At 71.1% G+C, this 23529-nt stretch carries 23 protein-coding genes and 1 tRNA gene; 11 read left to right on the top strand and 13 right to left on the bottom strand.

Features of this window, described 5'->3' with window-relative positions; all coding sequences use genetic code 11:
- The first annotated feature begins 64 nt into the window (after window positions 1-64).
- Window positions 65-1006: a helix-turn-helix domain-containing protein gene (locus AB0L00_RS20435; protein ID WP_364436216.1), complete on the top strand. Its 942-nt coding sequence runs from the start codon at window positions 65-67 to the stop codon at window positions 1004-1006.
- Here AB0L00_RS20435 and AB0L00_RS20430 read toward each other — a convergent pair.
- The 3 genes from AB0L00_RS20430 to AB0L00_RS20420 form a co-directional block, all read right to left on the bottom strand.
- On the bottom strand, window positions 979-2148 hold the full coding sequence (locus AB0L00_RS20430) for an FAD-dependent monooxygenase (RefSeq protein ID WP_364436213.1): 1170 nt from the start codon (window positions 2146-2148) through the stop codon (window positions 979-981). The genes AB0L00_RS20435 and AB0L00_RS20430 overlap by 28 nt on opposite strands.
- Window positions 2149-2271: 123 nt before the next feature.
- Complete coding sequence (locus AB0L00_RS20425; RefSeq protein ID WP_364436210.1) at window positions 2272-3081, bottom strand: MauE/DoxX family redox-associated membrane protein; 810 nt, start codon at window positions 3079-3081, stop codon at window positions 2272-2274.
- 200 nt (window positions 3082-3281) lie between these two features.
- Window positions 3282-4205, bottom strand: a complete 924-nt coding sequence (locus tag AB0L00_RS20420) for a hypothetical protein (RefSeq protein ID WP_364436208.1) — start codon at window positions 4203-4205, stop codon at window positions 3282-3284.
- Between the two features lie 283 nt (window positions 4206-4488).
- Between AB0L00_RS20420 and AB0L00_RS20415 the strand changes: the two genes are divergently transcribed.
- The 3 genes from AB0L00_RS20415 to AB0L00_RS20405 all read left to right on the top strand — a co-directional run bounded on the left by AB0L00_RS20415 (window position 4489) and on the right by AB0L00_RS20405 (window position 7050).
- Complete coding sequence (locus AB0L00_RS20415) at window positions 4489-4992, top strand: SigE family RNA polymerase sigma factor (protein ID WP_345366612.1); 504 nt, start codon at window positions 4489-4491, stop codon at window positions 4990-4992.
- Between the two features lie 82 nt (window positions 4993-5074).
- Window positions 5075-6691, top strand: coding sequence for a long-chain fatty acid--CoA ligase (locus AB0L00_RS20410; RefSeq protein ID WP_364436205.1), 1617 nt, complete (start codon window positions 5075-5077; stop codon window positions 6689-6691).
- 269 nt (window positions 6692-6960) lie between these two features.
- Window positions 6961-7050 (top strand) — tRNA-Ser (locus tag AB0L00_RS20405).
- Between the two features lie 204 nt (window positions 7051-7254).
- Here AB0L00_RS20405 and AB0L00_RS20400 read toward each other — a convergent pair.
- Complete coding sequence (locus AB0L00_RS20400; protein WP_364436202.1) at window positions 7255-8067, bottom strand: aminoglycoside phosphotransferase family protein; 813 nt, start codon at window positions 8065-8067, stop codon at window positions 7255-7257.
- A gap of 72 nt (window positions 8068-8139) precedes the next feature.
- Window positions 8140-8715, bottom strand: a complete 576-nt coding sequence (locus AB0L00_RS20395) for a hypothetical protein (protein ID WP_364436199.1) — start codon at window positions 8713-8715, stop codon at window positions 8140-8142.
- A 75-nt stretch (window positions 8716-8790) separates the two neighbouring features.
- On the opposite strand from AB0L00_RS20395, the gene AB0L00_RS20390 reads away from it, so the two are divergent.
- Entirely contained in the window at window positions 8791-9054 is a 264-nt protein-coding gene (locus tag AB0L00_RS20390) for a hypothetical protein (protein ID WP_364436197.1), read from the top strand.
- A gap of 716 nt (window positions 9055-9770) precedes the next feature.
- Here the strand turns inward: AB0L00_RS20390 and AB0L00_RS20385 are convergent.
- Together AB0L00_RS20385 and AB0L00_RS20380 are read right to left on the bottom strand one after the other, a co-directional pair.
- Window positions 9771-10130 carry a hypothetical protein gene (locus AB0L00_RS20385; RefSeq protein WP_364436195.1) on the bottom strand — a complete coding sequence of 120 codons (360 nt, stop codon included), beginning with the start codon at window positions 10128-10130 and terminating at the stop codon, window positions 9771-9773.
- A 115-nt stretch (window positions 10131-10245) separates the two neighbouring features.
- A complete protein-coding gene (locus AB0L00_RS20380; protein WP_364436192.1) occupies window positions 10246-10533 on the bottom strand; it encodes a hypothetical protein in 288 nt (95 codons plus the stop codon).
- A gap of 471 nt (window positions 10534-11004) precedes the next feature.
- Between AB0L00_RS20380 and AB0L00_RS20375 the strand changes: the two genes are divergently transcribed.
- Complete coding sequence (locus AB0L00_RS20375) at window positions 11005-11349, top strand: hypothetical protein (protein ID WP_364436190.1); 345 nt, start codon at window positions 11005-11007, stop codon at window positions 11347-11349.
- Window positions 11350-11412: 63 nt separating this feature from the next.
- Here AB0L00_RS20375 and AB0L00_RS20370 read toward each other — a convergent pair whose 3' ends face one another.
- A complete protein-coding gene (locus AB0L00_RS20370) occupies window positions 11413-12381 on the bottom strand; it encodes a LysR family transcriptional regulator (protein ID WP_364436187.1) in 969 nt (322 codons plus the stop codon).
- Between the two features lie 83 nt (window positions 12382-12464).
- Here AB0L00_RS20370 and AB0L00_RS20365 point away from each other — a divergent pair, with 83 nt between their 5' ends.
- Complete coding sequence (locus tag AB0L00_RS20365) at window positions 12465-13190, top strand: SDR family oxidoreductase (protein WP_364436185.1); 726 nt, start codon at window positions 12465-12467, stop codon at window positions 13188-13190.
- Between the two features lie 130 nt (window positions 13191-13320).
- Here the strand turns inward: AB0L00_RS20365 and AB0L00_RS20360 are convergent, their stop codons facing one another.
- Window positions 13321-13833 (bottom strand): GNAT family N-acetyltransferase, encoded by a 513-nt coding sequence (locus AB0L00_RS20360; RefSeq protein ID WP_364436182.1) that lies wholly within the window; start codon window positions 13831-13833, stop codon window positions 13321-13323.
- 247 nt (window positions 13834-14080) lie between these two features.
- Here AB0L00_RS20360 and AB0L00_RS20355 point away from each other — a divergent pair, with 247 nt between their 5' ends.
- Window positions 14081-14689, top strand: a complete 609-nt coding sequence (locus AB0L00_RS20355) for a hypothetical protein (RefSeq protein ID WP_364436180.1) — start codon at window positions 14081-14083, stop codon at window positions 14687-14689.
- A 198-nt stretch (window positions 14690-14887) separates the two neighbouring features.
- On the opposite strand, the gene AB0L00_RS20350 is transcribed toward AB0L00_RS20355, so the two are convergent.
- The 3 genes from AB0L00_RS20350 to add all read right to left on the bottom strand — a co-directional run bounded on the left by AB0L00_RS20350 (window position 14888) and on the right by add (window position 18128).
- On the bottom strand, window positions 14888-15580 hold the full coding sequence (locus tag AB0L00_RS20350) for a zf-HC2 domain-containing protein (protein ID WP_364436177.1): 693 nt from the start codon (window positions 15578-15580) through the stop codon (window positions 14888-14890).
- Window positions 15581-15931: 351 nt separating this feature from the next.
- Window positions 15932-16894 carry an aldo/keto reductase gene (locus AB0L00_RS20345; protein ID WP_364436174.1) on the bottom strand — a complete coding sequence of 321 codons (963 nt, stop codon included), beginning with the start codon at window positions 16892-16894 and terminating at the stop codon, window positions 15932-15934.
- 235 nt (window positions 16895-17129) lie between these two features.
- Window positions 17130-18128: an adenosine deaminase gene (gene add / locus AB0L00_RS20340; protein WP_364436171.1), complete on the bottom strand. Its 999-nt coding sequence runs from the start codon at window positions 18126-18128 to the stop codon at window positions 17130-17132.
- A gap of 535 nt (window positions 18129-18663) precedes the next feature.
- Between add and AB0L00_RS20335 the strand changes: the two genes are divergently transcribed.
- The 3 genes from AB0L00_RS20335 to AB0L00_RS20325 all read left to right on the top strand — a co-directional run bounded on the left by AB0L00_RS20335 (window position 18664) and on the right by AB0L00_RS20325 (window position 21632).
- Window positions 18664-19488 carry a chaplin family protein gene (locus tag AB0L00_RS20335; RefSeq protein ID WP_364436168.1) on the top strand — a complete coding sequence of 275 codons (825 nt, stop codon included), beginning with the start codon at window positions 18664-18666 and terminating at the stop codon, window positions 19486-19488.
- Between the two features lie 279 nt (window positions 19489-19767).
- Window positions 19768-20790, top strand: a complete 1023-nt coding sequence (locus AB0L00_RS20330) for a C40 family peptidase (RefSeq protein ID WP_364436165.1) — start codon at window positions 19768-19770, stop codon at window positions 20788-20790.
- Between the two features lie 251 nt (window positions 20791-21041).
- Complete coding sequence (locus tag AB0L00_RS20325) at window positions 21042-21632, top strand: response regulator transcription factor (protein WP_364436162.1); 591 nt, start codon at window positions 21042-21044, stop codon at window positions 21630-21632.
- Window positions 21633-21771: 139 nt separating this feature from the next.
- On the opposite strand, the gene AB0L00_RS20320 is transcribed toward AB0L00_RS20325, so the two are convergent.
- Window positions 21772-23529 (bottom strand): Mur ligase family protein (locus tag AB0L00_RS20320; protein WP_364436160.1); only part of this gene is annotated, 1758 nt, incomplete at its 5' end.

Genomic DNA, 23529 nt, shown 5'->3' with positions numbered 1-23529 from the left:
AGCATCCCCTCGTGACGAGTGCCCGACGAGTGGCAGAAAAGTCGACGTACGATACTTTCCTGCCATGCGTACCGTCGGCGTCGTCGTCTGCGACGGCATCCGCCCCTTCGACTACGGCGTGATCACCGAGGTCTGGGGAGTCTCCCGCCCGGGGTGTTCCGACTTCGAGCTGTGGCGCTGCGGTGAGGGCCCCGTGCAGCTCGAGCACGGCGTCACCCTCGCCCCCGACCGGGGCCTGGCCGCGCTCACCGAGTGCGACCTCGTCGTCGTGCCCGGCCGGGTCGACGCCCTCGCTCCCGTGTCCGCCGCCGTCCTCGACGCGCTGCGCGCCGCGTACGAGGCGAAGGTGCCGATCGCGTCGCTGTGCGCGGGGGCGTTCGTGCTGGGCGCGGCCGGTCTGCTCGACGGCCGCCGGGCCGTCACCCACTGGGCGCTGACCGACGCGCTCGCCGAGCGCTACCCCGCCGCCCGTGTTCGACCCGACGTGCTGTTCACCGAGGACGGCGGCATCTGGACCTCGGCGGGCACGGCCGCCGGCATCGACCTGTGCCTCCACCTCGTACGCCGGGCCTGCGGCGCCGCCGTCGCCAACACCATCGCCCGGCGCATGGTCACCGCCGCGCACCGGGAGGGCGGCCAGGCGCAGTTCGTCGAGCGTCCGGTCCCCGCCCCGGCCACCGCGCAGTCCGCCGTCGCCGACACCCTCGAGTGGGCTCGCCATCACCTCGCCGAGCCGCTGTCCGTGGCGGACCTGGCGAGGCGGTCGGGCACCGCCCCGCGGACGTTCGCCCGGCACTTCACCCAGCTCACCGGCACCACGCCCGCGCACTGGCTGATCCGCCAGCGCGTCGCCGAGGCGCAGCGGCTCCTGGAGACCACCGACCTGGCGGTCGAGCAGGTGGCGGCCCGCACCGGGTTCGGCACCGCCACCATGCTCCGCCGCCACTTCGCGCGTGTCGTCGGTGTGCCGCCCACCAGCTACCGCCGGACGTTCGCCGGCGCGTAGTCCTTCAGCGTCAGCGAGTTCGCCACCTCGGTGAGCCGCGCGGTGTTGTTGTCGAATTCCGGGACCTCCGCGCCGTCCTCCAGGAGCTCCCGGTCGACCAGCGCGAGCGCCTGGTTGCCGGCGACGAAGTCGCGCAGCTCCGCCTCGTACGCCGCGAACCCGGCCTCGTGGTCGCCGTCGGCCGCCGCCAGCTCGCCGGCCAGGACGTACGCGCCGATGAGGGCCATGCTCGTGCCCTGCCCGGACATCGGCGACCCGCAGTACCCCGCGTCGCCCAGCAGCGCGACCCGGCCGCGCGACCAGCGGTCCAGGTGGATCTGGGCCATGGCGTCGAAGTGGAAGTCCGGCGCGTCCCACATGTACTTCAGCGCGGTGGGGAACACCCACACGTCGCCGATGCGGTCGGCCAGCAGTCGCTTCTGCGCCTCGACGTCCCGGTAGTCGTAGTCCAGCGGCTCCTCGGACCCGAACCCGACGTACACCCGGACCTCGTTGTTGCCGCGCGCGGTCATCACGCCGCCGCCGACGCCGCCCTCCATGCAGAAGGTCTGCCAGCGGTCCAGGCCGAGGAAGTTCGGCGCGGTGTACACCGCGACGTACATCCCGAGGTGCCGGATGAACTCCGTCTCGGGCCCGAAGACGAGCCTGCGGACGTTCGAGTGCAGCCCGTCGGCGCCGACGACCAGGTCGTACGACCGCGCGACCCCGCTCTCGAACGTGACGTGCACGCCGTCCCCGTCCTGGGCGATCGCGGCGATCGAGTCGTCGAAGAGGTACTCCACCCGGTCCCCCGCCGCGTCCCGCAGCAGCTCGATCAGGTCGTCGCGCATGATCTCGACGTCCGGACTGTCGAGGTCGCCGCCGCTGAACGTCCGCTCCGTGCTGGAGTACAGCTCCTTGCCGGAGCCGTCGACCATCGACGAGCCGCGCATGTCCGTCTTGAGCCGTCGCATGTCAGGCAGGATGCCCATCCGCTCGGCGACGGCCAGCGCCGTGCCGCGTACGTCGATCGCCTGACCGCCGGGCCGGGGCTCGGCCGCCCGCTCCACCACGGTCACGTCGAAGCCGTGGTGGTCCAGCCAGTACGCCTGCGCCAGGCCCGCGATGCCGGCACCGGAGATGAGAACGCGCGTGTTCCGCATGAGAGGCTCCCTGAGACTCGGTTCGGCGCGGTGTCCCCCGCGCAGAACCCAATCTCGCGCCCGCCTCGCACCGCCGGCTGACAGGCCGCTGGCAGCACGCGGTGCGCGTACGTCAGCGCGCCATCAGCGCCCCCCGATGGGGCTGTGCACCCGCTGCGGCCCGGAGTCGTCGTCCTGGCGTTCCCAGCCCGAGTCCCATGCCACTCCGGCGCGTACGGCCGCCGATCCCCCGTCGACCGGGACGGCGAACACCACCTCGACCGCCCGGCCGTCCACCTCCCCGGGATAGACGAGGTAGCGGTGGCAGAGCTCGCGCCACACGTCGGTCGGCTCGGCCGAGGTGAGGGACGCCGCGTGGTCGCGCCACGCGGCGCTCGGCCGCAACGCCGCGTACGTCGCGTCGAGCGGCACGTCGCGCAGCTCGCACGGGATCGGATGCAGCCGGTGCTCGATCGCGTCCACCACCTCGGGGGACACCGCCAGGAACACCACGCAGTCCACGGCGAGCAGCGCCGCGGACCGGCCGTCCGCCGAGGCGAGGATCCGCACACCGGTCCCGGGCGCTTCGGCGGCCATGACGGCCGCCCCGGTCAGCACCGCGGCCCGGACCACGCCCAGCCGCCGGGCGGGCGCGGTGCTGAGCCGGCCGAAGCAGCCGCAGGCCTGATCCGACCCGCGCCGTACGAGATCGGCGACCACGGAGGTGGCGGTCGCGAAGAACACCACGCTCGCCAGCCGCACCGCGAACAGCGAGGTCGTCAGCAGGAGGATGCCGAGCACCGCCTCGGTGGCCCCGACGCCCAGGGCGAAGGCGCCGCCTCGGTACCGGGTGAGGTTCGGCGTACGGCCGTGGGGGAGCGCCTTACCGACGGCACCGGCCAGGAGCACCACGGCCAGGAACGGAATCTGCACCTCGCGGAACAACTCGGTCATGGGCCCTCCTCCGTCGGAGGGGCGACCCGTAGGGCTGCGCTTTTGATTCCCTCGCTTCGCTCGGTCATGGGCCCTCCTCCGTCGGAGGGGCGACACGTAGGGCTGCGCTTTTGATTCCCTCGCTTCGCTCGGTCATGGGCCCTCCTTCGTCGGAGGGGTGACGCGTGGGGCTGCGCCTTTGTCTCCCTCGCTTCGCTCGGTCATGGGCGGTCCACTCGTACCGTGACGTTGAAGCATCCGACGTCCAGGTCACCGCCCAGATCGACGAACGCGCTCCTCGACAGTTCGACCACCCGGCCGCGCGGCGAGGTTCCGCACCGGACGCAGCGGTCGCAGAAGCGGGCGGCCAGGCACCCGCACTCGATGACCGGCACGTGCGCCTCCTGCCCGGTGCACTCGTTGCGGACCCGCAGCACACTGCCCAGCGACAGGTACGGCAGCCGGGTCGCCGGGCCGGTGCCGCAGCCACCGCCGTCACCGTACGAGTCCAGGGCCGGGTACGCCGCGCCGCGCGCGTCGTCGGGATGGTCGAACCACGTCGCCGTGCCGCGCAGGACCCGTACGGAGCCCACCGACCGGCGCGACGTCGGCTCGATCGCGTGCGGGGCCGGCTGGGGTGACGTCTGCGCGGGGCGCAGCCCGAGGACCTCGCCGCCCCGCCGGACACCGATGACGTCGAGCAGCGCGCCGGGCTCCAGGCGCGGATGGCGCACCTGCACGCGGCGCAGCGCCTGCGCCGGCACCGTCACGGCCTGGCGCCCGCGATGCGGCCCCGCGTCGACCTCGAACACGTCGCCGACCCGCCTGGTGATCACGCCGGTGACCCGCGTGATGTCGACCCAGATGTGCTCGGCGGCCAGGCCACCGGCCTCGGCCGGGCGCACCACGGCGTGCCGTCCGGGACGCAGGGCCGCGAGCTCGGCGCGGCCGTCGTACCAAATGGAGACGGTCGCCGACATCGGCAGACGTACCTGCGTACCGTCCGCCAGGGCGAGCGTGAGGACATGGGGACTGGCGTCGACGATCACTCCCTCGATCGCGCGCCGGGGCCAGGAATCGTTCTCTTCCGGATAACGCGGCGCGTCACTGAACACCGCCGCCCGGAGCCGGCGTCGGCGGTGCATTAAATCGCGGGATGGCAGCATGGGGGAAGCTCCGAACATCGATGACAGTGCTCATGGCCGTTGCGACGGGAAGTCGCACGTCAAGCCTTACCCCGTGCGTTCCTTCTGTCGACTCCTTTGTCCAAATCGGCCAAAGATGCCGATAGGTATACGTGACAGTTTTTCATGATTGTCCCGGGACGGGTTGGCCGAAACATGAGGGGCGACTTGATCCACAATTACGGTCCCCGTGCGATCGTCGGCATGGTGTCAGAACGAACTCCCCAGCATGCCGGGCGGTCCTGTGGGAACTGCGTCGCACGATGAGTTCCGTGACTTCGTCGCGGCACGGCGTCCCACGCTCCTGCGCGCCGCCCTCCTGCTCACCGCCGACCGTACCGAGGCCGAGGACCTGCTGCAGGCCGCCTTGGCCAAGACGTACCTCGCCTGGGACCGGATCAAGGACCGCGCCGCCCTCGATGGCTACGTCCGCCGCGCGATGGTGAACATCAACATCTCCTGGTGGCGGCGGCGCCGGCTGGAGGAGTACCCGACCGACGAGATGCCCGACACCCCCGTCGCCGACCACACCGACCGCAGCGAACTGCGCGACGCCCTCGACCGCCTGCTGGACCGCCTGCCCGCCCGCCAGCGCGCGTACATCGTGCTGCGCTACTTCGACGACCTCACCGAGGCCGAGATCGCCGAGGCGCTCGGCGTCAGCGTCGGTACCGTGAAGAGCACCGTCTCCCGCGCCATGGCCAAACTGCGCGAGGACGCCGACGAGGAGTTCGCCGCCCTGGAGTGATCGCCGATCTCGCCGGGAGATGCTGACAAGGGACTGCGCGGAGGGCCACAATCCGGTCACACCCTCGAGCGTGGAGGCCGCCGTGTGGAGCACGATGCAGGACTATCCGCTGACCATCTCCTCGATCATGCGCTACGGCACCCAGATCTTCGGTGACGCCGAGGTCGCGACCTTCACCGGCGACGGGATGCGCCGCACGTCGTACGCCGAGCTCGGCCGCCGCGTCGCCCGGCTCGCGAACGCACTCCGCCGTCTCGGCGTCGACGCCGACCAGCGGGTCGCGACCTTCCAGTGGAACAACACCGAGCACCTCGAGGCGTACCTCGCCGTGCCGTCGATGGGCGCGGTCCTGCACACGCTCAACATCCGGCTCTCCGCCGACCAGCTCGTCTACATCGCCGACCACGCCGAGGACGACATCGTCATCGTCGACGCCACGCTCGTCCCCCTCCTCGCCGCGGTCCTGCCCCGCATGAAGACGGTCCGCCACGTGATCGTCGTCGGGGACGCCGACCTCGCGCCGCTGGAGCCCGCCGCCCCGGAACTGCACGCGTACGAGGCCCTGCTCGCCGCCGAGCCCGACACGTTCGACTGGCCGGAGATCGACGAACGCCAGGCCGCGGCCATGTGCTACACCAGCGGCACCACCGGCAACCCCAAGGGCGTCGTCTACTCGCACCGCACCGCGTACCTGCACTCGATGTCCGTCTGCACCGGCAACGCCGTCGGCCTGTGCGCCACGGACCGCGTCCTCCCCGTCGTGCCGATGTTCCACGCGAACGCCTGGGGCCTTCCGTACGCCGCCCTCATGGCCGGCGCGTCGCTGGTCATGCCCGACCGGTTCCTGCAGCCCGAGCCCCTCGTCCGGATCATCGAGGACGAGCGTCCCACCGTCTCCGGCGCGGTCCCGACCATCTGGAACGAGGTCCTCCGGTACGCGCAGGAGAACGAGTCCGACCTGAGCTCCCTGCGCCTCGTCCCCTGCGGCGGCTCCGCGGTCCCCGAGTCCATCCTCCGGGCGTTCGACGACCTCGGCGTCCGGATCGTGCAGGCCTGGGGCATGACCGAGACCTCCCCCGTCGCCTCGGTCGCGCACCCGCCGCCCGCCTGCCCCGACCCCCTGCGCTACCGCACGACCCAGGGCCGCGTCCTCAGCGGCCTGGAGGTCCGCGTCGTCGGCGACGGCGACACGGTCCTGCCCGCGGACGGCGCCTCCGTGGGGGAGATCGAGATCCGGGGCGCCTGGATCACCGGCTCGTACTACAAGGACGAGGACCCGTCGAAGTTCCACGACGGCTGGCTGCGTACGGGCGACGTCGGCACCGTCTCCCCCGACGGCTACCTCGTCCTCACCGACCGCGCCAAGGACGTCATCAAGTCCGGCGGCGAGTGGATCTCCTCCGTGGAGCTGGAGAACCACCTGATGGGCCACCCCGACGTCATCGAGGCCGCCGTCATCGGCGTCCCCGACCCGAAGTGGCAGGAACGCCCGCTCGCCTCGGTCGTCCTCCGCGAGAGCGCCACCATCTCCGCCGGCGACCTGCGGGCGTACCTGGCCGAACGCGTGCCCAAGTGGCAGGTCCCCGAGCGCTGGTCCTTCATCGCCGCCGTCCCGAAGACCTCGGTGGGCAAGTTCTCCAAGCGCACCCTCCGCCAGATGTACGCCGACGACGCCCTGAACGTGATCGAAACCGACTGACCGCCGTCCCCAAGGCACCCGCCCCCCGGGACTCCTTGCCGCCGTCATTGCTGTCCGGATGGGACAAAAGGGGCGGCGTGCTGTCCGCGCCGACGGCAAGGTGTCCACAGCGACGGCGGGGTGATGTCGGGCGCGCTCAGCGCCGAGGGTTTCCGTCGTCAGAGCGACGGAAACCCTCGGCGTAACGGCCTGAGCCGGGGGACACCATCGAACGCTTTGCTCACAAGGGCTGATGCCCGGTACGCTGTGTGCGGCCTGGTGGCCACCGAGGAGGCTTCGCCTAGTCCGGTCTATGGCGCCGCACTGCTAATGCGGTTTGGGCTTACCGTCCATCCGGGGTTCAAATCCCCGAGCCTCCGCTCCTTGATCAGGGCCTTCCCCGACGAACGTCGGGGGAGGCCCTTGATCGTTCCTGGGGCTCCTGCCGCCCCAGTTGCAGTTCCCGTTGCAGTTGCTACTCCTCGCCCCACAGGGCGGCGGCCATCCGGGCACTGGCGTCCTGGACCTGGGCGGCGGCCACGTGCTCTGGCGACGTCGGATATTCCAACTCTCCGAATGCCTTCTCAGGTGTGCCGGTGTGGGGCGGTTGCGGTGAGTCGCGCTGCGATGGCGGGGCCTGCGTGTGCGAGCCATGCTTCGGCCCTGGGCATCCGGTCCTTGACGCCTTGTTCCCAGAAGCGTCGGAACACCGGGTCGACGTTGGCTGCGGCTCGGGCGGTCAGGTGGAAACGATGAACCATCCGGGTCGCCAGGGGCACCAGCTCTGTGCGCTGCTGGGTGGTCATCCCGTAGGCGTCAGCGAAAACGGCTACTCGGTGGGGAGCGTCGAGGTCGGTGAAGGCTGGTGCCCGGTCACGGGGGTCGAGCAGGGGCACCCACCAGTAGAGGGCGTTGGCGATGTCGTAGAGCCGCGTGGTCGGGCGGGCGAGGTCGAAGTCGATCAGGGCCGCGGGCAGGCCGTTGCGGAAGACGACGTTGCCGGGGCAGTAGTCGCGGTGGCTGACGAGCTCGGGTTCCACGTCGACCGGCCCGATGGGGACGGTGTCGGATCCGGGGATGCCTCCCCAAGTGGCGTCGGGAGGAGGGACCCAGCCCTGGGCGGCGCCGTGCAGCCGGTGGATGAGCTGGCCCAGTGCGACAAGGACGTCCTCGCCGGCGGTCTCGTCGGGAAGGGGCTCTCGTGGAACGTCCCCGGAGACGAAGGACAGCACTTCGCGGCCTTGCTCGTCGATTCCGAGCGGGACGGGCGCTGCGGTGAATCCGGCCTCGTGCAGGTGGGCCAGGTAGGCCTGGATCGTGGCGGTGAACGGGCGGACCGGACGGCGAACGGTGTCGCCGATCCGCACGATGCCGGGGGTGACACCATCTCCCATCATCGGCTCGACACCCTGCTCAGCGTGATCTTTTCCGGCGTCTGTCACAGGGCTCCTTTGGTCCGGCGGGTCATATCAGTTCCGGGGTGGCCGTCGACTGACGTCGGCCGCGTAGCTGGCCCAGTCCCCGGCGGAGGCGTGTTGCCAGGCGACGGCGACCGCGATGTGGATGCCGAGCATGCGGGCCAGGACGGCTGCGGGCAGGTCGGTGGCGAGTTGGAACAATGCGGTGGATCGGGCTTGTCCTGGGCGCAGGCCAAGATGGCGGAGTCGTTCGGCGAGTTGGTAGGAGCTGATCGGGCGGCCGGGCTGGCCGCCGGGGAACAGCCATGGCGATGTGCCGTGGTCGCCGATGGTGGCGTGCCCTTGCCGGGTCGCGGCGACCTGGCGGACCAGGTCGGCGAGTGGTTCGGGGAGGACGACCGGCTCGCGGCCCAGAGCGATCTGCACGTGGTGTTCATCGGTATCGACGTGGTCGAGGGTGAGGCGGCTGATGGCGGCCGGCCATTGGGCGTAGAGAAGAACGAGCAGGCCGGCGACGCGATCTTCGGGCTTGAGTGTGTCGTCGTTGAGCAGCCAGCGTGCTTGTTCCCAGGTCGCCTTGGCAGGCGGTTGCGAGAGCGAGGTCGTGTTCAACTTCCGGATCTCCATTGCCTCCTAGCAGCAATACCGGACGGTTCCCCTCAGCGTCGGAACAGACCGGCGCCCGTCTGAAGGGCAACCCCCATGACGCACAACCTTGACAAAACCCGAACGCGGCGGGGCGTCTTCCTGCTCCTCTACATCGCGATGCTCGGGCTGGGCATCGTCGACGTGTGGCTTTGCCCCATCCACTGGCTCGTGACGGTCGGCTGGATCGACCTGGTCCTGATCGGATCCTTGACCGCATTCGCGGGCTTCGGGATCCTCGTGGCCCGCCTCGTCGCCGAGGCCATCGCCCGAGCCATCGGTGCCTTCATCGAGGCCATCCTTCGGTCGATCTTCCGCTGACGAGATCGATCCACCTGATCGGCCCCACCCCCGGAAGGGTTGGGGCCGATTTCGCGTCAGCGGACATAACGCGCCCCGTTAGCCCTGGTCGTGCAGCTGCCCCAGTTGCAGTTTCCGTTGCAGTTCCCCGCCATCCAGGGCCGTTCAGGGAAGATCACCGGTACGAGTTGACCCACGTAGGACGGTCCTGAACGATCAGCACCCGAGCTGCTAATGCGGTTTGGGCTTACCGTCCATCCGGGGTTCAAATCCCCGAGCCTCCGCTCCTTGATCAGGGCCTTCCCCGACGAACGTCGGGGGAGGCCCTTGGTCGTCTCTGGCGCCCGAACGGCGCTCCCAGCCGCAGTCCCCTCCGCTCCCCGCGCCTTCAGGTGATCGTCGACTTCCCAAGCTGGTACTACGGGTTCGACTCCCGCCCGCGCCTCACGGCGAAGACACGCGGCAGGGGTACGGTTCCGGATCTGCTTGCTTAGAACAGGGTCCGCCGATGCCACCATGGTTGATCGGGTGAGGCGGTCGGATCGTTGACGCTTCTTTCGAGGGAAGGCGTCGTCGAGCGGTACAAGCGCTCGGCTCAGGTCTCGGCGTGCGGCTTCGTCGCAAGGTGTGCAGGACGTAACGGAGGTGGCCTATGGTCCCCGACCGTCAACTCTGCGTCCGTCTTCACGAGGATTGAGAGCTGTGCCTGAGGAGCCGCCGTGACGGTGGGCAAGGGCTCATTGCGCGCGCCACTTGAACCGGGTCATGAGATGCGGCACGTCATGGGCCAGCCGCAGCGCGGCGAGCCCGATCTCGGGCCGAACGATGGCACCCGCCGGGACCCACGCCTCCTGCCCGCACAGCACGATCTCGACAGGATCGGCATCCGGTGACTCTTCAAGCCAGTACCACGTTCGGTCGTGCAGCAGCGAAACGGTGCTGAAACCATGGTGCACCGAGACGATCAATACGTCCTCGCCACCGCTGCCGTACGCGAACACCGGTTCTTGGTCCGGGACGAACAAACCGGCCAACTCATCGATCGTGACAACGCGGGATGACGCATAGGGCTGATACGTCTCCATCTCGTACGGCACGGGGCAATGGTAGAAGCGCTCCCATGGACAAGCACCGCGGTGATCGCGCGCGACTTCGGGCGTACCACCGGCCGCCCGCTCCGGCACGCCCTACGGGCGTGTACGCACGCAAGGGCTACTCGAGGAGGTCCCATTCGTGCCGTTGCACACCGAACTCTGCTTCAGCCTGGTCCATGGCTTCGTCTATAGAGTCGTGGATAGTGTCGGTCATCTCTTCGCCACTGTGGTCACAGTAGAAGAGGTAGGCGCGTGGCTCATCGCCCTCGTACTGCACGATGCGCAAAGACACTGGGGGCGGCACTTCCACGCGGGACCCGTCGGCATAGCCGTAGTAGTGGCGGGTGAACCCGGTAGGTCGATGGTGTGGCCCAAGCTGGAGTTCTGCAAGGGTTTTGGGTTCCACGAGGATGATGCTAGGAAGCTCTGCCTCTGACCGCCAAGCTCAACTTTGCGGAATATACGCGGAACGGCACCTGTCCGAACGGACCACAAGTGCCACGCGGATCACAGATCAGAGCATCCCTCGAACGAAGGCGCGCTCCCGCCTACCGGAGCCGCATGCGATGACGGCAGTGACGGCAACGCTGACGGCAACACAGTTTCCGTTGCAGTTCCCGCCGTCCAGGGGCGTTCAGGGGAGATCATCAGCACGCGTTGACCCAGCTGCCCCAGGCCGAGCCGAGCAGGCCGGACCCCAGAGGCGAAGGTCGTTCGTCCAGAAGCTTGAGCATCTGGGCCGTCGGGTGGCTGAACAGGGCTGGCTCAGCTCGAATCATGCAGAGCGCGGCAGATCGCTTGCCACCCCTAGCCGCATCGGGACGGTGCTGTGCAAGACATGCACGCACAACGAAAATCACCCGAAAGGACCTCCGCCATGGGCGAGATCCAGTCCTCCGATCTGACCTGGTCGGCGGATGAAAAGCTGAACTGCCCCGACCTCTCCGAACTCCGCGGCCAGATCGAGGCGGTGCTGAACACGGCGACCATGGCCGGCCTCGTCACCTACGAGGAGACGTCCAAGTTCGCCACCGCGTTGATCGACGCGATGGCGGGCGCCAAGGAGCTCACCGTGACGTGGGAACTCGGCCAGCCGGGCATCAAGCTGCGCATCAGCATCGTGCGCAACGGCTGGTCGGTCACCCGGCGCACGCGGGGCCGGACCAAGCGCTACACGACGCACGTCACCGCGTCGGCCAAGCCGCAGCTCCCGCAGAGCTGAGGCCGAACACGGCCGGCACCTCCCGCCCTGCGGCGGGAGGTGCCGGCCACCTGCCATGGTGGATCACGGGCCACGCAGGGCCGGTGACGGCAGATGAATCGCCCCGGTTACAGGTTCCGTTGCAGTTCTCCCTGCAGGGCGGCCGGGTCGTACGCGGTCCGCGGGCGAAGGCGGCGCGGTGCCGTGGAGGCCGGTCGCGGAGCGGACGAGTGATGCGACCGCCGGTGAGCGACTGCTTCGGGGCCACGCGATCACCGTGGTGACGTCTGGCGCGTCGACGACGGGCACCGCGACGTGTTCGGGCCACTGCCAGGCGCGGCTGGAGGCCGGGATGACGAGCAGCGTCCTGCCGAGCGCCACGAGCTGAGCGAGCTGCGACTGGGTGCGCACCTCCGGTCCGGGCCCGTCCGGGTAGGACCCGTCGAGCCGGGGCCATCGAGCGATCGGCAGGTCCGGTACGTCGCGGACCTCCGCCAGCGTGAGCTGATCGCGTGACGCGAGCGGATGCGCCGCGGGAAGGATCGCGACCTGGCCTTCCGTGCAGAGGTCCTCGGTGTCGAACCCGGCGAGGTCGTCGAACGGCCGGTGCATGAGTGCCACGTCGGCGCGCCCGTCGCGGAGCAGCCCTGCCTGCTCGCCGACCTCGCACAGGAGGACCTCGATCGGTGCCGCGTCGGGTTCGCTCGCAAGCGCGTCGAGGAGCCGTTGCAGCAGTTCGTGGGACGCCCCGGCCTTCGTCACGAGCACGAGCGGCCGCTTCGGATCCCCGGCACGCCGCGTCCGGCGCGCGGCGGCCGCCACCGCGTCGAGGGCCGCTCCGGCCTCGTGGAGCAGCACCCGGCCGGCGTCGGTGAGCGCCACTCCACGGCGGTTCCGGTCAAGGAGCCGGACGCCGAGCCGCCGCTCCAGCTGGCGGATCGCGCGTGAGAGCGGCGGTTGTGCGATCCCGAGCCGAACAGCGGCGCGTCCGAAGTGCAATTCCTCGGCGACGGCGACGAAGTACCGGAGCTCGCGGGTCTCGAGATCGTCCACGCGAGCAGCCTACCGAGTGATACCCGGTGGGTATCACAGCGGACTGAGTCGGTGTTGGACCCCGAGCGCGCGGCTCGCCGAGCATGGATCGCGTGAACGACACGAAGATCGCGCTGGTCACCGGCGCGAACAAGGGAATCGGTTTCGCCATCGCACAGGGTCTCGGGGCGATCGGCTTCACGGTCGCGGTGGGGGCTCGCGACGATGCCAGGCGCGAGGAGGCCGTCGAGCGTCTGCGTGCCGCAGGCGTCGACGCGTTCGGGGTCGCCCTCGACGTCACCTCCGACGACAGCGTCGCCGCGGCGGCGGCGACCATCGAGCAGACGGCAGGGCGGCTCGACGTGCTCGTCAACAACGCGGGCATCTCCGGCCGGACGGACGGTGGCGCGCAGGACCCGACGACGCTCGACCTCGACGTCGTCCGCACCGTCCTCGACACGAACGTGTTCGGGGTCGTTCGGGTGACCAACGCGATGCTCCCGCTGCTCCGCCGCGCGGACTCGCCGCGCATCGTCAACATGTCGAGCAACATGGGCTCGCTGACGCTGCAGACCGGCCCGATCATGGCCGCGTACGCCCCGTCGAAGTCGATGCTCAACAGCGTCACGGCACAGTACGCCCGCCGGCTCGCCGAAACGAACGTCATCGTGAACGCCGCCTGCCCCGGCTATGTGGCGACCGACTTCACGGGCTTCAACGCGCCGCGGACGCCCGAGCAAGGTGCCGCGATCGCGATCCGGCTCGCGACCCTTCCGGATGACGGACCGCGCGGCGGCTTCTTCGATGACGAGGGCGTCATCCCCTGGTGACCCCGGACGGACGCGGCCTATCGTCCGGCGTTGAGGTCACCGGGCCGATCCGGTCGGCGGCCGCGACCGCCGACCGGGAGAAGGCCGACGCCGTCGTGCTGCCGCTCGACGGCTTCCTCGACGAGGTCACTCACGCGGGGTGGAGGGCTTTGCGGAGGGTGATCCCCTGTCGGTGGTAGGCCATCCGCTTCTCGTAGAACGGAACCGACAGCGGGCTGCTCAGGTTCGTGTCGGTCACCGCGATCTCCGCGCCCCTTCGCCGTCCCCACGCCTCGGCGGCCGCCATGAGCGCCGTGCCGGTGCCCTGGCGGCGGCACTCCGCAGCGACGGCGAGGGCGTTGATCACGAGGCGTACCCGTGACAGGTCCCGCTGGATCTGCCAGCGGGCGTCGGGCGCCGGCCGGATCACCGCCGCTTCGATGAGTCCGACCACCTGGCCGTCGTCTTCGGCGACCAACCAGGCGGTGTCCTCCTCCCGAGGTTCGCCGATGGCCTGCTCGAACCACTCGACGAGACCCTCGGGATCAGGCTCCTGCACGACCTCCGGCACGATCGCGGCGTAGTGTCGGCCGGCGTCCTGCCACGCCCGCGCACAGCCTTCGCCGTCTCCCGGCCGGATCTCCCGCACTATGAGTCCGCTCACGCCATCCATCTTGGCCGCCGGTGTCGGTGGATCCGATCTGATCACCCGGACGGCGGCGCCGAACGTCGGTCCGGCGAGCGCCGCACTCAGCGGAACCTCAGGAAACCGCGCGGCCGGTGATTGCGTGCCTCGAGTGGGCGTGGGGAGAATGACGCGTTCTCCGGCGGCCCGCGCGTCCACCGTGATCGACCACCGTTCGTGGCCCTGCGCCCGGGCGGCCATCCGGCGATCGTCGAGGAGTGGTGCGGTGCTACACGCCTTCGTCTACAACGAGATCGTGATCCTCGTCCGGCACTGGTTCGAGGTCAGCATCAAGGACGGTCACCTCGAGCACGGGGCACGCATCGAGCTGCGCCTGCGAAGCCCTCAGCCACATCGCGGGACCGAGTCGGCGGCCCAGAAGATCGTGGCGGATCAGCCGCTGTGGCGAGCCGATCTCTTCGATCGCATCGACGGCGTGCACGGAGGGTTCGAGGCGGCACACTTTCACCCGCGCTTCCATGATGCCGAGCCGTGCGAACGTCATTGGGCCGACGAGGTCAAGGCCGCCCCATGGGACTGGCTGCACGACCAGTTGTCCGACATCGCCGGCGTCGCCGCGGCGGCCGGAGTACGGCTGCGGGATCCTGCCGCGGACAGCGAGCAGGTCCGGGCCGACGCCCCGGCGATCGTCGCTGTCGCGAGGAGCCGCGCCGCGATCCAGTGCGGGACCAAAGAGCAGTGTTACGCGTGGACTCAGGACGCGGCGGGCTCGGTGCACCTCATGCTGGACCGGCTCGCCAGACCTGAACTCCTCGATCGTGATCGCGTGTCCCCGTGGCTGGCGTCGCGGAACGCCGCTCACCGTGCCCCGTAGGGCGACCGTCGCGAACGGGCGGAAGGCAGGTGCCCGTTCCTCACGGACACGCTGACGGCGCGGCGGCTCCCACCGCCCATCGCCGCGCTGCCCGGCCGGGATCCCCTTTCCGCGCATGCCGAGACGCAGTGCCTACGCCGGCCCTGAACTCGTCATGCTGACAGCGGCCGGCTGATTTTCGTGGGGCTGCCGCGGACTCTATACGGGGATTCTCAGGAGGGTTCCGCCGCCGTCGATGAGCACGTCGAAACGTACGATCTGCGGACGCGGGGCGACCGTTCCGCCGTGCACCTGAAGATGGGCCGGCGCGCCCGGCACGCCGTACCCCTTGGCCGGGACCGCCCACGCCGTCACCGCGCGCTGTTCCCCGGACCGGGTCACCGCCACCAGCCGGCACGTCAGCGGGCCGCGTACGCCGGCCAGGTCCAGGGCGACCTGTGTCCCCCACGGCGCGCTCTCGGTCGCGACGATCCCGGTGGCGTGGGTCGTCGGGTCGGTGGCGGTGTGGCGTTCGCCCCGCGCGAGGAGGTCGGCGGCGGGGCTGCCGTGGTGGTGGGTGTACGCGCGGGGGCCGGTCAGGGCGGCGCCGATGGTCACGCCGCCGGCGACGATGGCGACACCCGCCGCCAAGCCGATCACGATGGTGCCGCGCCGGCGACGGCGTGCGGCCCGGCGCCGGCGCCGCAACAGGTCGGTGACGTCCGCCGGCGGCGTATCGGCGGCGGGCGCGACGGGGACGACGCCGCTCAGGAGGTGCCGCATGCCGCCGAGCTCCGCGACCTCCGAGGCGCAGGCCGCGCACCCGGTCAGATGCTCCTCGAACGCCCGGCGGTCGTCCTCTTCGAGCAGGCCCAGCACGTAGGCGCCGACATCGGTGTGCGCGACGCTCATCCGGCCATCCCCTGGTCTCTTCCGCCCGGCACGACCCGCCCCGGCGCATGTGATCGACCCTGGCGTTCACCGTATCCGGGCACGGCCGCCGTGCCCACCTCACAGCAGGCCCGGAGAGCCGCGTACGCGGGCCGGACCAGGGGCGGCCGAAGGTCTTCCGGCCGCCCCGCCCCCGACGATTCGGTCCCTGCCCGATCGCGTCTCGCCGGGCGAGACGCGATCGGGCCGGCGAGCGGTCGCCCCGCCCGTGCGGGTCCGATGTCGGCAGGGAGTACGCGAAAAGGCGCGCCGGGGTTCAATCGGCCGAGGTGGAGATCGGAGCGATATCCGGTCGCCGGGCCGGAGGCCGCCTCAGCCCGTGATCTCGGCGAGCTTCGTCAGGTCCTCATCGCTCGGGATCCACTGCGCGGCCTCGACATTCATGCGGATCTGCTCCGGTGAGGTGGCACCGGCGATCACCGAGGACACGGTCGGCTGGGCGGCGAGGCCGCCGATGGCCACGTGCAGCATCGACACGCCACGCTGGTCGGCGAAGTCGCCGATCGCCTCGATGGTGTCCCAGTCCGCGTCCGCGTGCATGGCACGCCGGGTGTCGCCGATCCGCGTCCCGGCCGGAGGAGCCTCGTCCCGCCGGTACTTTCCGCTGAGCAGGCCGGACTCGAGTGGGAAGTACGGCAGCAGCCCGACGCCGTACGCCTGGCAGGCGGGTACGAGCTCAGCCTCGGGGCCGCGGTGGAGCAGGTTGTAGTGGTTCTGCGCGCTGATGAAGCGCGCACCGCCCGCGGCGCGGGCGACGTAGTCGGCCTCGACGACCTGCCATCCGGCGAAGTTCGAGGAGCCGATGTAGCGGACCTTGCCCTCGCGGACGAGCTCGTCCAAGGCGGCGAGCGTCTCCTCGATCGGGGTCACGCCGTCGGGAGCGTGGTACTGGTAGAGATCGATGTGGTCGGTGCGCAGCCGGCGCAGGGACGCCTCGACGGCCCGGCGGATGTAGCGCCGCGACCCGCGCGCGCCGAAGTCGGGGCCGTTGGCGCCGCGCATGTCCATCCCGAACTTGGTGGCGACCACGACATCGTCGCGGCGGCCGACGAGGGACTGGCCGAGGAGGTCCTCGGACAGTCCCGGTTCGGCGCCGTAGATGTCCGCCACGTCGAAGAGGGTGATGCCGGCGTCCAGCGCGGCGTCGACGACCTTTCTGGTGCCTTCGAGGGTCTCCGTACGGGTTTTCGTACGGCCCAGGTTGTTGCAGCCGAGGCCGACGACGGAGACGACGAGACCGGAGTCGCCCAGCGGGCGATACGCCATATCGGACATGCTTCCGACCCTAGTAAGGCAGGCCGGAGACACGCGGACAGGGGCGGTCCGGGGAGGGCGGTGTCGCGCCGGGTGGCGCGAACGCGACCGCGGCCGCCGTACGAGCGGCGGCCGCGACCGGGCCGTCCAAGGCCGGCCCGGGACGGCTCGGTCCGGCTCTGGACGTCCCGGGACGTCCAGAGACGTCCATGGCCGGCCGGCCTCGACCGCCGGGCGGCCGACCGTGCCCGTCCGGTCAGGAGGCGGGGGCGGCCAGCCACGCGTCGATCTCCTGGCGCAGCCGGGCCTTGGTCGACTCCGGGGCGAAGGACGCCTCGACCCCCGCCCGCGACAACTCGGCCAGCACGGCGTCGTCGTACCCGAACGCCGTACGGATCCGGGCGTACTCCTCGGTCAGCGTGGTGCCCACGATCACCGGGATGTCGGTGCTCACCGTCACGACCAGCCCGGCGTCGCGCAGGAGCGGCAGCGGGTGCGCGGCGAACGAGGGCGCCACGCCGAGCGCGACGTTCGACGAGGGGCACACCTCGAGGGGCAGGCCGCGGTCCCGTACCTCGGCGACCAGGCCGGCGTCGTCCAGGACGCGGATCCCGTGCCCGAGCCGCTCGGTGTGACCGACGGTCATCGCCTCGCGGATGCTCGCCGGTCCGCAGGTCTCCCCCGCGTGGTGGACGAGGTGGAGGCCCGCGTCCCGCGCCGACTCGATGACCTCGGCGAACGGCGCGAGGGGATGGGCCTCGTCGCCGGCCAGGCCGATGCCGAGGACCCCGTGCGTCGCGTACCGCGCGGCCAGGTCCACCGTGTGCCGGGCGCGGTCCACCGAGCGCCGGCGCGAGTGGTCCAGCAGGACCCGGCATTCGATGCCGTACGCGGCCTGTCCCTCCGCGAGTCCCTCGAGCACCGCCTCGAGGGGCATCTCCGGATGGCCGAGACGCTCACCGTGCGCGGCCGCGGTGAAGGTGACCTCGGCGTACCGCGTTCCCTGCGCGGCCTCGTCCGCGCAGAACTCGACGGCGATCCGCCGGAAGTCCTCCGGCCGGCGCAGGCAGTCGCGGACGAGTGCGCCGAGGTCGGCGAACCGGCCGAAGTCCTCGAACACGACCGGGCCGTCGGCGGGGGGTTCCGGCACTCGAACGCCGTTGGCGGTCCCGATCTCCCGGAGTGTCGCCCAGCGGATGGTGCTCTCGAGGTGGACGTGCAGGTGGGCCTTTGGCAGGCGGGTCAGGTCACGCACCCGAGGCAGCGTAGGAACCGGATACCGGCATGTCATCCGATTTTCCCCGCCCTCGCGGACGCCGGCGGACGGCCGGGCCAGGGGAATTGCGGAACGCGGGTAATGGCAACATCAAGGATCGGCGTCGAATGAAGCGCTCTTCGTTGCCTGCCGTTTGCCTTTCCGGCTCCCGCCTGGTCTCGCCTGAGCCTCGCCGTGGAGAACACCGCCGCGCGGCGGGTGACCCTTTTACGTAGCGATTTGACGTGCTCTGGCAGACGGGAATGGCGGTGTTAGCCTTTCCACCGGTCAGCAAGAACCTTCGACTTTCGAGATCATCGGCCACCTGGAGAGTGCGTGAAGCGGACCGACTCGTACGCGTGGAGCACATTCTGTGCCGCACGTCCGAATCGCCGCTCAAGCATCCGGGTCTCCGCTCTCGCGGACACGATGGGTGGATCTCGCCAATATTCCGATCCAACGTGATCGTGCGATCCCGCCGCGACGGAAAACCACCCGCATCATCGCTGGAAAAACAGACACCCTTGGGGGACCAATGCGTAAATGGACTGTTCGCGCCGCCCGAGCCCTCCTCGTCGGAGCCGCGTTCGCGGCGGTCGGCGGCGGCATCGCCAACGCCGACAACAACACGACGCGCGGGGACCGCAGCCTCCTCGGCGGCGTGCTGGCGGACGTGACCGCTCCCGTCGCCGCCCCGATCACCGCCAACAACCTGCTGCGGAACACCACCGTCAACGCGAACGGCAACGCGATCAACGCGCTCAGCCCGCGTTCGACCCTGGCCACGGGCGCCGCCCAGCGCCTGCGCTTCGTCAGCCACCACCACGACCACGGCATCGAGGCGACCTCGATCGGCAGCGACGACAAGGTTCACGCGCCGCTGACCGCCCCGATCCTGATCTGCGGCAACGCGATCTCCGACGGCGGTCTGGGCACCGCGACCTGCCGGGGCCACTCGAGCATCAGCAGCGGCAGCACGGCCTCGCAGGCGAACTCGGCCTGCCCCGCGACGTGCTCGTCGTCCACCCAGGTGACGACCGAGCCCGCCAAGCCGGCCGCTCCGGCCTGCCCGACCGCCTGCGACGCGGCCCAGCCGCCGGCCCAGACGACCGTCCAGCAGCCGCCGGCCTGCGCTCAGACCTGCTCGCAGCCGGTCGGCGCGCCGGTCTGCCCCGAGGCCTGCAGCCAGTCCTCGGCGCAGGGCAGCAGCTCGTCGGCCACCCACCTGCTCAGCAACGACCAGGTCAGCGCGCCGGTCGCGGCGCCCATCGTGATCTGCGGCAACTCGGGCGCCATCAAGGGCCTGGCGGCGGCGGCCTGCGACGGCGACGCCTCCTTCGCCCGGGGCGGCAACTCCTGACCTTCGGCTCCGATTTCCGCCCGGCCGGTACTCCGGCCGGGCGGTTTTCGTTTTCGTGGAGTTCCGCACCCTCGCCCAATCGCCTTATTCGAGGCGGTTGGGCGGCGTTCTGTTTACCGGCGTCTGACATTTTCTCGTATCGGTGCTGACCTTTCTTAATCGGCGGTCGATCGAAATCCGGATAGCGGGGATTGCGGCGAAAAGGGTAATGGTACGTGTCCCGTCTTTCAGGGTAAGTGTTGCGTTGAAAAGGCTCACTCGCCATTTGGAGGATGGTGGATGAAGTCGACGTACCACGACCGTGTTCCGACCGGTAAAGCCCATCTCGGTGCTGCGCGTCCCGCTTTACTGCGATACCCGGTGATCGGCGTCAGCGTGCTCCTGGCCTTCTGGACGCCGTCCGGCGCGGCGGCCCGTACGGAGCGGGGACACACCGTGATGGCGGCCTCGGCGCCGACGCATCGGCAGTTCCGGGTCCTGCACGCCTATGAGCGTTACCTGACCCGGCTCGCCGCGCAGCGGGTCGCCGCCCGGCGAGCCGTTCGATTCGCCTATCGGCAGATGGGCAAGCCGTACCGGTTCGGCGGGGCCGGCCCGCGATCGTACGACTGCTCGGGCCTGGCGATGGCGGCCTGGCGGAAGGGCGGGGTCAGCCTGCCGCACCGCGCGGACATCCAGTACCACCTGATCCGGCGCAAGGTCCCGATGAGGAGCCTGCGCCCCGGCGACCTGGTGTTCTTCTCCGGGGCGAGTCACGTCGGCATCTACGTCGGCCGCGGCCGGTTCGTCCACGCCCCGCACACTGGGACGGTCATCCAGCGCGGCTCCCTGACGGGCTGGCGGCGCCGGGCCTTCGCCGGTGCCGCCCGGCCGGGAGCGCCCGCGTACCGGGTGTGGCCCCGATGGGTCCGGACGCTCGCGGGCCGACCTCGCCGCAAGGCTCTCGGCTCGGTCTCCGTCCCGGCCCGATCGGCGGCATGGGACGGCCCGGTGTCCGTACCGCGCCGGGGGCCGGCGGGCGCGGGTGGCTCGGCCTCCGCCCCGGCGCGGTCGGCGGCCGTCCCGCACGGGCCCGGGTCCGCGGCGAGCCGGGCGAGCGACGCCGCGGAGCCGGGCGGGACCGGACCGGCCGCTCCGGTCGGAGTACCCGCGACGATGACCGCTCCAGCGGCGGCCGGCGACCCCCGGACGACGCCTGGTGGATCTCCGGGGACGCCGGGCGGGTCGCAGGCCTCCGGAGGTTCCGGCTCACTCGACGCCTTGCGGGCCGCACTTGCGGGCTCCGCGCCCACCGTCGGGTGACCGCTCGTACCGAGTCGGTCGCCCCCTGCCTCAAACGGGGCATGCTGCGGTGACTTGACCAGTAAGTTCTAGCTCACGGCGCTTTGCAAGGTTTATCCGCGATGTACGGGGCAAAGTGCCTTACGGCTGTCGACAGGGGCGATCAGGGGCGGTACATGGACAAAAACGATCGATGTTCGGAGCGTCGACCGGGGTTAAGGCGGTGGGGATCGACGCGGACCGACTCGCGGCAGGCGGCGATCCGGACGCTCGTGGCCGAGCATGTGCACGTGCTCCGGTTAGGGTTGTCCGCCTGTCTCGACCGGGAACCCGACATCCAGGTCGTCGCCGCGCTGTCCCATGGGGACGGCCTCGCGGCGACCGTGGCGGAGCTGCGTCCCGCCGTCGCGGTCATCGACATCGACCTGCCCGGCCCGGCGGGATCGACGGGCGTGGCACATCTGCGCGAGTTGACCGCGGAGTGCTCCGTCGTGATGCTGGCCGACCGCGGTGACCCCGTGGGCGTACGGCGAGCGCTGGCCGTCGACCCGCTCGGACTGCTCAGCCGGCAGGCGCCGGCCGACGTCCTCATGCGCGTCGTCCGTCAGGTCGCGGTGGGCCGCCCGGTGATCGACCCGGAGCTGGCCGGGACCGCCCGCGCCGTCGAGGAGAACCCGCTGACACCGCGCGAGCTGGAGGTCCTCCGCATCGCGGCGAACGGGGCCACGACCGCGGAGATCGCCGCACGGCTGTCCCTGTCGGTGAAGACCGTGCGGAACCACCTGTCGAGCGCGATCACGAGGACGGCGGCGCGCAACCGGATCGACGCGATCCGGATCGCCAGCGAGCGGGCGTGGCTTTAGCGACCGGGCCGGGTGCCGCTGTCGCAGCACCCGGCCCGGTCGGCGCACCGCCGCCGACACTCTCAGCGGATCGCCGGGCACGTCCCGGAAGGGCCGTGCGCGGGTCGCCGGGAGCGCCCTCGGCGGGACGGCTCTCCGGTCACAGCGCGCCCGGGAGCGAGGCCGCGCCGAGCGCGTCGAGCAGGTCCATGACCGGCTGCAGCTTTTCGTACAGCAGCAGGATCGGCTCGCCCGGTGCGGAGACGCCGAGCGCGATGCCGACCGCGTCCTTCAGGTCGCCCGCCGGGTGCACGTGGACGTCGGGGCGGGCGTCGACGAGTCCCCGCCTGATCAGCTCGGCCATCTCGCCGGGCCGCCTGCCGCGCAGGTCCTCGTCCTCGTACACCACCACGCGGCCGAAGGAACGGGCGACCGCACGGGCGGTGTCGATGACCAGTTCGTCGCAGCGGTCGCCGGGCAGCGTGACGGCGGCGACGCAGTCCCGTCGCCAGACCCGCCGCATGAGCTCGCCGACGGCGGCCACGGCCGCCGGGTTGTGCGCGTAGTCGACCACGATCGGGCGGTCCTCGACCTGGAAGGCGCAGCCGCGGCCCGGGTTCAGGTCGTGCGGTTCGAACGTCCGCAGTCCCCGCGCGACCAGGTCGACGGGCATGCCGAGGGCGCGCGCCGCCGCGGCGGCCGCGAGCGCGTTGCCGACGACGTGCCGGGCGAGCCCGCCGAACGACCCGGCGACGTCCGCGGCCGGCAGTATCTCCGACCGGCCGGCGCCGCTCGCCTCGGTGAGCATGCCGTCCTCGACGAAGTACGCGATCCCGCCCGTCCGCAGGTGCCGCTCGACGCGCGGCGCGGCCGCGGACATGGCGAAGTAGCGGACGCTGGGCTCGCGGTCCCGTACACGGGGACGGTCGGCGAGCGCGGCCGTACGCGGGTCGTCGGCGTTCAGCACGAGCCGGCCGCCGTGCCGGATCTCCTCGGCGACCAGCGCCTTGATCTCGACGAGGTCGTCGACGGTGGCGATGTCGTCGACGCCGAGGTGGTCGTCGGTGACGTTGGTGAGGACGGCGACGTCGGCGCGGTCGTAGCCCAGCCCGCGCCGTACGATGCCGCCGCGCGCGGTCTCCAGCACCGCCGCGTCCACGGTGCGGTCCGCGAGCACCATGGCCGCGGAGAGCGGGCCCGACGCGTCCGCCCGGTAGACGAGCTCCTCGCCGACGTACACGCCGTCGGTGGTGGCCATCCCCACGCGCCGGCCGTCCTGCGCCAGCAGGTGCGCGATCATCCGTACCGTCGTGGTCTTGCCGTTGGTGCCGGTGACGGCCACGATCGGCACGCGCCCGGAGGTGCCGGGCGGATAGAGCTGGTCGATGATCTCCGCGGCGACGTCGCGGGGCCGTCCCTCGTACGGTGCCAGGTGCATGCGTAGGCCGGGCGAGGCGTTCACCTCGATGACGCCGGAGGCGCCGGCGTCCGCCGGGAGCGGCGCGGTGATGTCCGGCAGGCGCAGGTCGATGCCGCAGATGTCGAGGCCGACGGTCGCCGCGACGCGGCGGCAGAGACGTACGACGTCGGGGTGGACGCGGTCGGTGACGTCCTTGCTGGTCCCGCCGGTCGACAGGTTGGCGTTGCGGCGCAGCGTCACGACCTGGCCGGCGTGCGGCACCGAGTCCGGGGCCAGGCCCTGCCGCGCCAGGTGCGCCAGCTCGGTCTCGCCGAGCGTCAGGCGGGTGAGCGGCCGGTCGTGGCCCTCGCCGCGCGCCGGGTCGGTGTTCGCGACGGCGACGAGGTCGGCGACGGTGGACCGGCCGTCCCCGGTCACCCGCGCGGGGCTGACCTCGGCGGGGGGGGGCCCCCGGGCGCCGACCACCGTCCACCCGGGGGGCCGGGCCCGGCACTTGGG

Source organism: Actinoallomurus sp. NPDC052308, assembly GCF_040679195.1.
Taxonomy (GTDB): Bacteria; Actinomycetota; Actinomycetes; order Streptosporangiales; family Streptosporangiaceae; genus Actinoallomurus; species Actinoallomurus liliacearum.
The sequence above is the reverse complement of the archived record's forward strand: the minus strand, read 5'-3'. Positions and strand labels throughout refer to the sequence as shown.

Coding starts and splice junctions, on each gene's coding strand:
- AB0L00_RS20435 (WP_364436216.1), top strand. CDS start 65: ATGCGTACCGTCGGCGTCGTCGTCTGCGACGGCATCCGCCCCTTCGAC.
- AB0L00_RS20430 (WP_364436213.1), bottom strand. CDS start 2,148: ATGCGGAACACGCGCGTTCTCATCTCCGGTGCCGGCATCGCGGGCCTG.
- AB0L00_RS20425 (WP_364436210.1), bottom strand. CDS start 3,081: ATGACCGAGTTGTTCCGCGAGGTGCAGATTCCGTTCCTGGCCGTGGTG.
- AB0L00_RS20420 (WP_364436208.1), bottom strand. CDS start 4,205: ATGCACCGCCGACGCCGGCTCCGGGCGGCGGTGTTCAGTGACGCGCCG.
- AB0L00_RS20400 (WP_364436202.1), bottom strand. CDS start 8,067: ATGATGGGAGATGGTGTCACCCCCGGCATCGTGCGGATCGGCGACACC.
- AB0L00_RS20395 (WP_364436199.1), bottom strand. CDS start 8,715: ATGGAGATCCGGAAGTTGAACACGACCTCGCTCTCGCAACCGCCTGCC.
- AB0L00_RS20390 (WP_364436197.1), top strand. CDS start 8,791: ATGACGCACAACCTTGACAAAACCCGAACGCGGCGGGGCGTCTTCCTG.
- AB0L00_RS20375 (WP_364436190.1), top strand. CDS start 11,005: ATGGGCGAGATCCAGTCCTCCGATCTGACCTGGTCGGCGGATGAAAAG.
- AB0L00_RS20365 (WP_364436185.1), top strand. CDS start 12,465: ATGGATCGCGTGAACGACACGAAGATCGCGCTGGTCACCGGCGCGAAC.
- AB0L00_RS20350 (WP_364436177.1), bottom strand. CDS start 15,580: ATGAGCGTCGCGCACACCGATGTCGGCGCCTACGTGCTGGGCCTGCTC.
- AB0L00_RS20345 (WP_364436174.1), bottom strand. CDS start 16,894: ATGTCCGATATGGCGTATCGCCCGCTGGGCGACTCCGGTCTCGTCGTC.
- AB0L00_RS20335 (WP_364436168.1), top strand. CDS start 18,664: ATGCGTAAATGGACTGTTCGCGCCGCCCGAGCCCTCCTCGTCGGAGCC.
- AB0L00_RS20330 (WP_364436165.1), top strand. CDS start 19,768: ATGAAGTCGACGTACCACGACCGTGTTCCGACCGGTAAAGCCCATCTC.